The sequence below is a fragment of the Arthrobacter sp. 01L42 genome, assembly GCF_056400005.1.
The window spans coordinates 459394-466250 of the sequence record NZ_JBFTSL010000001.1 but is presented as its reverse complement, the minus strand read 5'-3'; the positions used below and the strand labels follow the sequence as shown (position 1 = coordinate 466250).

At 67.8% G+C, this 6857-nt stretch carries 7 protein-coding genes, 1 tRNA gene and 1 pseudogene; 4 read left to right on the top strand and 5 right to left on the bottom strand.

Annotated features, from left to right (window positions below; all coding sequences use genetic code 11):
* Positions 1-114, top strand: a pseudogene (locus AC1DN2_RS02040) (IS30 family transposase); the annotation flags it as partial.
* Between the two features lie 79 nt (positions 115-193).
* Here AC1DN2_RS02040 and ettA read toward each other — a convergent pair.
* The 3 genes from ettA to AC1DN2_RS02025 form a co-directional block, all read right to left on the bottom strand.
* Positions 194-1876 carry an energy-dependent translational throttle protein EttA gene (ettA, locus tag AC1DN2_RS02035; RefSeq protein ID WP_026266424.1) on the bottom strand — a complete coding sequence of 561 codons (1683 nt, stop codon included), beginning with the start codon at positions 1874-1876 and terminating at the stop codon, positions 194-196.
* Between the two features lie 83 nt (positions 1877-1959).
* On the bottom strand, positions 1960-2355 hold the full coding sequence (locus tag AC1DN2_RS02030) for a DUF6993 domain-containing protein (protein ID WP_476849004.1): 396 nt from the start codon (positions 2353-2355) through the stop codon (positions 1960-1962).
* 246 nt (positions 2356-2601) lie between these two features.
* On the bottom strand, positions 2602-3174 hold the full coding sequence (locus tag AC1DN2_RS02025) for a single-stranded DNA-binding protein (protein ID WP_476849003.1): 573 nt from the start codon (positions 3172-3174) through the stop codon (positions 2602-2604).
* A gap of 245 nt (positions 3175-3419) precedes the next feature.
* Here AC1DN2_RS02025 and AC1DN2_RS02020 point away from each other — a divergent pair.
* A tRNA-Arg gene (locus AC1DN2_RS02020) sits at positions 3420-3492 on the top strand.
* Between the two features lie 76 nt (positions 3493-3568).
* Here AC1DN2_RS02020 and AC1DN2_RS02015 read toward each other — a convergent pair.
* A complete protein-coding gene (locus AC1DN2_RS02015; protein ID WP_079554707.1) occupies positions 3569-4585 on the bottom strand; it encodes a magnesium and cobalt transport protein CorA in 1017 nt (338 codons plus the stop codon).
* A 317-nt stretch (positions 4586-4902) separates the two neighbouring features.
* On the opposite strand from AC1DN2_RS02015, the gene AC1DN2_RS02010 reads away from it, so the two are divergent.
* Both AC1DN2_RS02010 and AC1DN2_RS02005 read left to right on the top strand, forming a co-directional pair.
* Positions 4903-5412, top strand: a complete 510-nt coding sequence (locus AC1DN2_RS02010; protein ID WP_476849002.1) for a LapA family protein — start codon at positions 4903-4905, stop codon at positions 5410-5412.
* Positions 5413-5443: 31 nt separating this feature from the next.
* Positions 5444-6091, top strand: a complete 648-nt coding sequence (locus AC1DN2_RS02005) for a GNAT family N-acetyltransferase (protein WP_476849001.1) — start codon at positions 5444-5446, stop codon at positions 6089-6091.
* On the opposite strand, the gene map is transcribed toward AC1DN2_RS02005, so the two are convergent.
* Positions 6088-6855 carry a type I methionyl aminopeptidase gene (map, locus tag AC1DN2_RS02000; RefSeq protein ID WP_476849000.1) on the bottom strand — a complete coding sequence of 256 codons (768 nt, stop codon included), beginning with the start codon at positions 6853-6855 and terminating at the stop codon, positions 6088-6090. The genes AC1DN2_RS02005 and map overlap by 4 nt on opposite strands.
* Between the last annotated feature and the right edge of the window lie 2 nt (positions 6856-6857).

Below are 6857 nucleotides of genomic sequence, written 5' to 3'. Positions count from 1 at the left end.
TACGGGCCGGAAGACCTCGAACACGTCGCCCAGGAGCTCAACGGCCGCCCACGTAAAACGCTCGGCTGGGATACCCCAGCCGAGCGTCTGCGTGATTTACTACAAACCACCTAACCAGCAGGTGTTGCAACGACTCCTAGAATTCGCCCAGGCGGGAGCCGGCTTTTTTCGTGGCGCTGTAAGCCTTGCGGGCTTAGTCGCGGGTGAGGCGGCGGTGGGTTACGCGGTGCGGCTTGGCCGCATCCGGGCCCAGGCGCTCGACCTTGTTCTCCTCGTAGGACTCGAAGTTGCCCTCGAACCAGTACCACTTGGACGGGTTCTCCTCGTCGCCTTCGTAGGCGAGGATGTGGGTGGCCACCCGGTCCAGGAACCAGCGGTCGTGCGAGACGACGACGGCGCAGCCCGGGAATTCGAGCAGGGCGTTTTCGAGGCTGCTGAGGGTTTCGACGTCGAGGTCGTTGGTCGGTTCGTCGAGGAGCAGCAGGTTGCCACCCTGCTTGAGGGTCAGCGCCAGGTTGAGGCGGTTGCGCTCACCACCGGAGAGCACCCCGGCCTTCTTCTGCTGGTCCGGGCCCTTGAAGCCGAAAGCGGCCACGTAGGCGCGGGACGGCATTTCGACGTGGCCGACCTGGATGTAGTCGAGGCCGTCGGAGACGACCTCCCACAGGGTCTTGTTCGGGTCAATGCCGCCGCGGCTCTGGTCCGCGTAGGAGATCTTGACGGAATCGCCGATCTTCAGTTCGCCGCCGTCGAGCGGTTCCAGGCCCACGATGGTCTTGAAGAGGGTCGATTTGCCGACGCCGTTGGGGCCGATGACGCCGACGATGCCGTTGCGGGGCAGGCTGAAGGACAGCCCGTCGATCAGGGTGCGGTCATCGAAGCCCTTCTGGAGCCCCTTGGCCTCCAGCACGAGCCCGCCCAGGCGCGGGCCCGGCGGGATCTGGATCTCTTCGAAGTCGAGCTTGCGGGTACGGTCTGCCTCGGCAGCCATTTCCTCGTAGCGGGCCAGACGGGCCTTGGACTTGGTCTGGCGTCCCTTGGCGTTGGACCGGACCCATTCGAGTTCCTCGGTCAGGCGCTTGGCCTGCTTGGCGTCCTTCTTGCCCTGGACCTCCAGGCGGGCGCGCTTCTTCTCCAGGTACGTGGAGTAGTTGCCCTCGTACGGGTACAGGTGGCCGCGGTCGACTTCGGCGATCCACTCGGCCACGTGGTCGAGGAAGTACCGGTCGTGGGTGACGGCAAGGACGGCACCGGAGTAGCTGGAGAGGTGCTGCTCCAGCCACAGCACGCTCTCGGCGTCAAGGTGGTTGGTGGGCTCGTCGAGGAGCAACAGGTCCGGCTTCTGCAGCAGGAGCTTGCACAGCGCGACGCGGCGGCGCTCACCACCGGAGAGCAGGGTGACGTCGGCGTCGGCGGGCGGGCAGCGCAGTGCGTCCATAGCCTGTTCCAGCTGGGAATCGATGTCCCAGGCGTCGGCCGCGTCGATCGCTTCCTGCAGCTGTCCCATTTCCTCGAGGAGGGCATCGTAGTCAGCGTCGGGGCTGGCCATTTCCTCGGAGATCGCGTTGAAGCGCTGGATCTTGCCGTAGATTTCGCCGACGCCTTCCTGGACGTTGCCCAGGACGGTCTTGTCTTCGTTCAGCGGCGGCTCCTGCAGCAGGATGCCTACCGTGTAGCCGGGGCTGAGCCGGGCCTCACCGTTGGAGGGAGTGTCCAGGCCGGCCATGATCTTGAGAATGGTGGACTTACCGGCACCATTCGGGCCGACAACGCCAATCTTGGCCCCCGGGAAGAAGGACATGCTTACGTCATCGAGGATGAGTTTTTCGCCGACAGCCTTACGGGCCTTGGTCATTGTGTAGATAAATTCCGCCATGCCTACAAATCTAGTGGTTCGGGCGGGATAACTCACATTCCGTGAGCCCGGATCGGCCACTTAACGGCGTCCGGGGGTTCGGCTCAGTCCCGGACGCCCACGAGGCAGCCGCCGGAGGCCAGACCCGGCAGCACAGCGACGGTGACGCTGCCGGTGCGGATCTGGGCCACGATGCAGTCGCTGCCGTCGCGCACTCCGGCCTCGACGGCGTCGACAGCCAGGCCGGTGGGCGTCCGCCCGGCTGTGACTTCCACAGCGTCGGCCGGAATCCCTGCCTTAACCAACGACGCGCGGAGGCCCGCCGTTTCGGGCTGACCGCCGGCGCGGATGGCGGCGTTCAGGACCGCCTCGACCGTGGACTTCATGGCGGATTCCCTGTCGGGTTTCAGGCCGGGTTTCGCCACCGGCGACGTCGTGGCTGCCGGTGCCGGGGACGTTGCGGAAGGTGTCCCCTGAGAATCCGCTGCTTCAGAAGCCATGGCTCCGCTGCTGCCGGCCGGCGTCGCACAGGCGGAGGCCGAAAGCAGGAGCACCAAGGTTGCGGCGGCCGGAACGGCCCAGCCGCCGCGACGGGCGTCCCCTCCCGCAGTGCGAGTGGGGCCCGCCCGTCCCGCAGCGATCCTGGCGTGTTGCATCGGGCAATTCTGCCACGCGGCAGTGCCGCGTTCCGGCGTTCCGGTGCCCAGTCCCGGCGTCCACGGCGCTGCCCGCCGGCCCCCGCGGATTCAGGCTGCGGCCCCTTTCAGTTCTCCGGTTTCCTGGTCCACCTCCTCCTCCTCACCGCTCTCGTCATGGATGAAGGTCCCGTGGTCGTGGTGGTCGGCACCGTGGTCGCCGTCCCCGTCGTCGTCCCCTGGCTGGCTCTGCGGTCCGCCGCCGTCGCCGTCACCGCTACCGGGCGCGTCTGGGGAACCGGATCCGGCGGCCGCCTGGCTTCCGGCTGCGGCTGAGCGGGTGAAGTTGGCAGAGCCCCACATGAGGTCGTGGCCAACTGACTCCGCGTCAATTTCGGCGACGTGGTAGACCCTGCCGTCCTTCTCCCAGCTCCGCATCTTCAGCCTGCCAACCACGATGACCCGCTGGCCCTTCTTGATGCTGCAGCCAATGTTGCCGGCCAGCTGCCGGTATCCCTGGACGGTGAACCAGTTGGTGTTGCCATCCACCCAGGTGCTGGAGCCGCGGTCGTACCGGCGCTCGGTGGCGCCGAACCGGAAGGACGCCGTGGCCACGCCACCGGGTGTGGTCGAGCTTCTGATCTCCGAGGCGACGAAGCCACGGACCGTAATGTTGTCGCTCATTCTCATGTCCTGTCTCGAATTGTCGTGCCCTGCCGGGCAGTTCCAGCATCCCGCCGTGGACCGTGGCCGGGGAGGACCCGACTGTGCCATGTGGATAACCGGCTGCCGGCAACGGTGTGGGGACCGTGTTGGGGAGAAGTCAGGGCCGGCAGGGCCAGCCAACCGGACGGCGTTGACCTCCACCGGCCGTCCGGCACTGTAAACTTTTTGAGGCGTCACCGGCAGCAGCCGGTGGGCGCCAGCGCGCCCCAGTAGCTCAGGGGATAGAGCAGCGGCCTTCTAATCCGCCGGTCGGGGGTTCGATTCCCTCCTGGGGCACAAGAGAGCGGCTCTGACCTGCGACAACGCAAGGTCAGGGCCGCTTCCTACGCCAACTCCGATTTCAACCAGAACATCAGATCCACTTGTTGTGTTTGAACGTCAGGAACAGGATCCCGCCCATGCCGAGCATGAGCGCGAGTGCCATCGGATAGCCGAAGATCCAGTCGAGCTCGGGCATGTCGCGGAAGTTCATGCCGTAAATCGACGCGATCAACGTCGGCGCAAACAGGATGGCCGCCCACGACGAGATCCGCTTGACCTGCTCGTTCTGGGCGAAGCTCGACTCCGTCAGGAGCCGCATTTCGTCGTTCTGCCGCTGGGCAACCAGGGCCGCGTTGACGGCCAGGGCGTTCTGCAGCAACGCCCGGAAGGCAGACACCCGCTCCCCCAGCCTGATGGCGTGGTCCAGGACGTCGCGGAAATGATCCTGCAGTTCGGGGTCCGGCACGCCGTCCGGTCCGCCGCCCATGAGGCTCTGCAGGATTCCGGCCAGCGGGGCCGTGGCACGCTGGAACGTGATGACCTGGCGGGAGAGTTCATAGATCCTGCGCGATACGCCGGGATCGGCAGCGAACAGGTCGTCTTCGATTTCATCGATATCGTTTTCCAGCCCTGCCGCCACCGGCTCGTACTCGTCCACCACCTGGTCCAGGATCGCGTACAACACCGCATCCGGTCCGAGCGCCAGGAACTCCGGCTCGGACTCCATCCGCCGGCGCACCCGGGCCAAGTCTGGAGACTCCGCCCGGCGGACAGTCACCACAAAGTCCGGGCCGGAAAACACATGGATCTCGCCGAACTCGACCTTCTCCACATCGTCCAGGTACCGCGCGGGCCGCAGCACCAGGAACAACGTCTCGCCATAGTGCTCCAGCTTGGCCCGCTGGTGGCCGGCGAGCGCGTCCTCCACGGCCAGGTGGCTCAGGTCAAATTCCTCGGCCACGGAGCGCAGCTCCTCGGCTTCGGGCCGGTAGAGCCCGATCCAGGCCATGCCCTGGCGCTGCCGCAGCAGAAAGTACGTCTCCTCGAGCCCTTCCGGGTCGGCGGTCCGGTGACCGTCCACATAGACGGCGTTGTCAATAATCGTCACGGCCGCGCCTCCTCTTCAAGGCATTCGCTTTGCTGTGACGTTATACCGTCCCCGGGCCGGTGCCAACAGCCCGCACTGCCCCGTGAGCGCCGCTGGTTTTCCGGGAACATTCCCCGGAAAGACTGCCGGGAAGAACGACGCCGACGGCCGCCGCCACGGCTCCAACGCACAGATGCTGGCTTGGGGCAGATCGCCCGAACCGTGCACACCGGCTGCCCTGAGCCCCGCCAGCCCTCAGCACGCTTAGTATTGAGTGGACTGGCAGGCCGGCAGGGATAGCCTGTTCGCCCTGCCCGCAATCGAAAGGTACGGCCGCCATGACCGAGACACCCCGCAGATTCGACCCCACCAATCCAGACGACGCCTCCACCTCCCAGTACGCGGGGTCCGCTGACGCCACGCCCGGGCCCTCGTCCGCCGAGCAAGGCCTCAGCACGGACGTGGCCGCGACCGGCACCGATGTGGCCGCCACGACGGCGGGGCGCGCCGAAACCTCCCGCCCCGAGGAACCCACGGCTCAGGCTCCCGCGCCGGCGCCCGCTCCGGACACGCGCCAGGTCACCCGTGCGGGAATGGTCTGGGCCGCGGTTGCCTGCGCGCTCGTGGTGCTGATCCTGCTGATCGCTTTCATCCTGCAGAACCAGGAGTACGTGCAGGTGAAGTTCTTTGGCCTCGAAGGCTCGGTCCCGCTGGGCATCGCCTTGTTCATCGCGGCCGTCGGCGGCGGCGTTCTGGTCGCCATCGCCGGAGCCGCCCGCATCATCCAGCTCCGGCTCGCCGCACACCGCGTCCGCCGCCAGGCCAGCCCGGGCACGCGCACGCGCTGACGCGGAAACCGCCAGGCGCTACCCTCTTTCCATGCGCGACGCAGAACCCCGGGCCCAGGCAGCCATCACCACCGCCGCGGCGGACTGGCCCGACGTCGAGCGTCTCTTTGGCGTCCGCGGCGAGCCCTCACGATGCTGGTGCCGGTTCTTTGCCTTGACCGGCCCGCAGTGGTCCGCGTCCACCCCGGAGGAGCGGAAGAACCAGTTGCGGGACAAGTTCGACGGCGGCCAGCCGGCGCCCGGGGTCCTGGCCTTCCGCGACGGGAATCCGGTGGGCTGGTGCGCCGTCGAGCCCCGCGGGTGCTACCCAAGGATCCTGCGCTCGAAGGTGCTGGCGTCGGCCCCTGACGCCGCCCGGGATCCCGGCGTGGACCATGTGTGGTCCGTCAGTTGCTTTGTCGTCTCCCCCGGCCACCGACGGACCGGCGTGGCGGGGGCGTTGCTTGCCGCCGCCGTCGAACACGCCGCCGCGCACGGCGCCACGGTGGTGGAGGGTTATCCGGTCGACCCCGCGCAACGGCCCAAGGCCGGCCCGGCAGACCTCTACCACGGCACGCTGGGACTCTTTTTGGCGGCCGGCTTCACAGTAGTCAGCGGCGAAGTGGTCAGCGGCGCGGTGCCGGGACGCGCCGTCGTCCGCCTGACGGTGCCCCGGCCCGGCAGGGACCGCGGGCGCTAGGGCAGGGTCAGGATCACCGGCCCGTCGGCGGTGATGGCAACGGTGTGTTCGCTGTGCGCGGCGCGGCGGCCGTTCGCTGAGCGGAGGGTCCATTCGTCGTCGTCATGGTAGTAGTCGTCCTTGCGGCCGAGAATCAGCATTGGCTCGATGGCGATGACCAGGCCCTCGGTCAGTTTGATGCCGCGACCGGGACGCCCGTCGTTGGGCACGTGCGGCTCGGCGTGCATGGTCCGGCCGATCCCGTGGCCGCCGTGGTCGGCGAGCAGCCCGTAGCCTGCCCGGCGCGCTGCCCCGCCGATCGCGTAGGCGAGATCCCCCATCTTGTTCCCGATCCTTGCCGCTTCGATCCCCCTGGCCAGGGCGGCGTCCGTGGCGTCGATGAGGGCCTGGTCCACCGGGTCCACGGTCCCCACGATGAAGCTGACTGCCGCATCGCCGCACCACCTGGCCAGGAACGCGCCGCAATCCACGCTCAGGAGGTCCCCGTCCTGGAGCCGGTACTCGTTGGGGATGCCATGCACGACGGCGTCGTTGACGGACGTGCAGATGACCCCCGGGAACGGCACTGACGCCCACCGCGGCCGGTAGTTCAGGAACGCCGGAGTGGCTCCCGCGTCGGCGATTGACGCCGCGGCGAGATCGTCCAGTTCCTTGAGCGAAACGCCGACGGCGGCCGCCTCCCGGACCCGGGCGAGGGTGGTGGCGACCACCCGGCCGGCCTCGCGCATCAGTGCGATCTCTTCGGGACTCTTGATCATGGACATGG

What these genes read in the sequence shown, in the direction of transcription:
- ettA (WP_026266424.1), bottom strand. Translation starts at nt 1,876, where the DNA reads ATGGCGGAATTTATCTACACAATGACCAAGGCCCGTAAGGCTGTCGGC.
- AC1DN2_RS02030 (WP_476849004.1), bottom strand. Translation starts at nt 2,355, where the DNA reads ATGGCTTCTGAAGCAGCGGATTCTCAGGGGACACCTTCCGCAACGTCC.
- AC1DN2_RS02025 (WP_476849003.1), bottom strand. Translation starts at nt 3,174, where the DNA reads ATGAGCGACAACATTACGGTCCGTGGCTTCGTCGCCTCGGAGATCAGA.
- AC1DN2_RS02010 (WP_476849002.1), top strand. Translation starts at nt 4,903, where the DNA reads ATGACCGAGACACCCCGCAGATTCGACCCCACCAATCCAGACGACGCC.
- AC1DN2_RS02005 (WP_476849001.1), top strand. Translation starts at nt 5,444, where the DNA reads ATGCGCGACGCAGAACCCCGGGCCCAGGCAGCCATCACCACCGCCGCG.
- map (WP_476849000.1), bottom strand. Translation starts at nt 6,855, where the DNA reads ATGTCCATGATCAAGAGTCCCGAAGAGATCGCACTGATGCGCGAGGCC.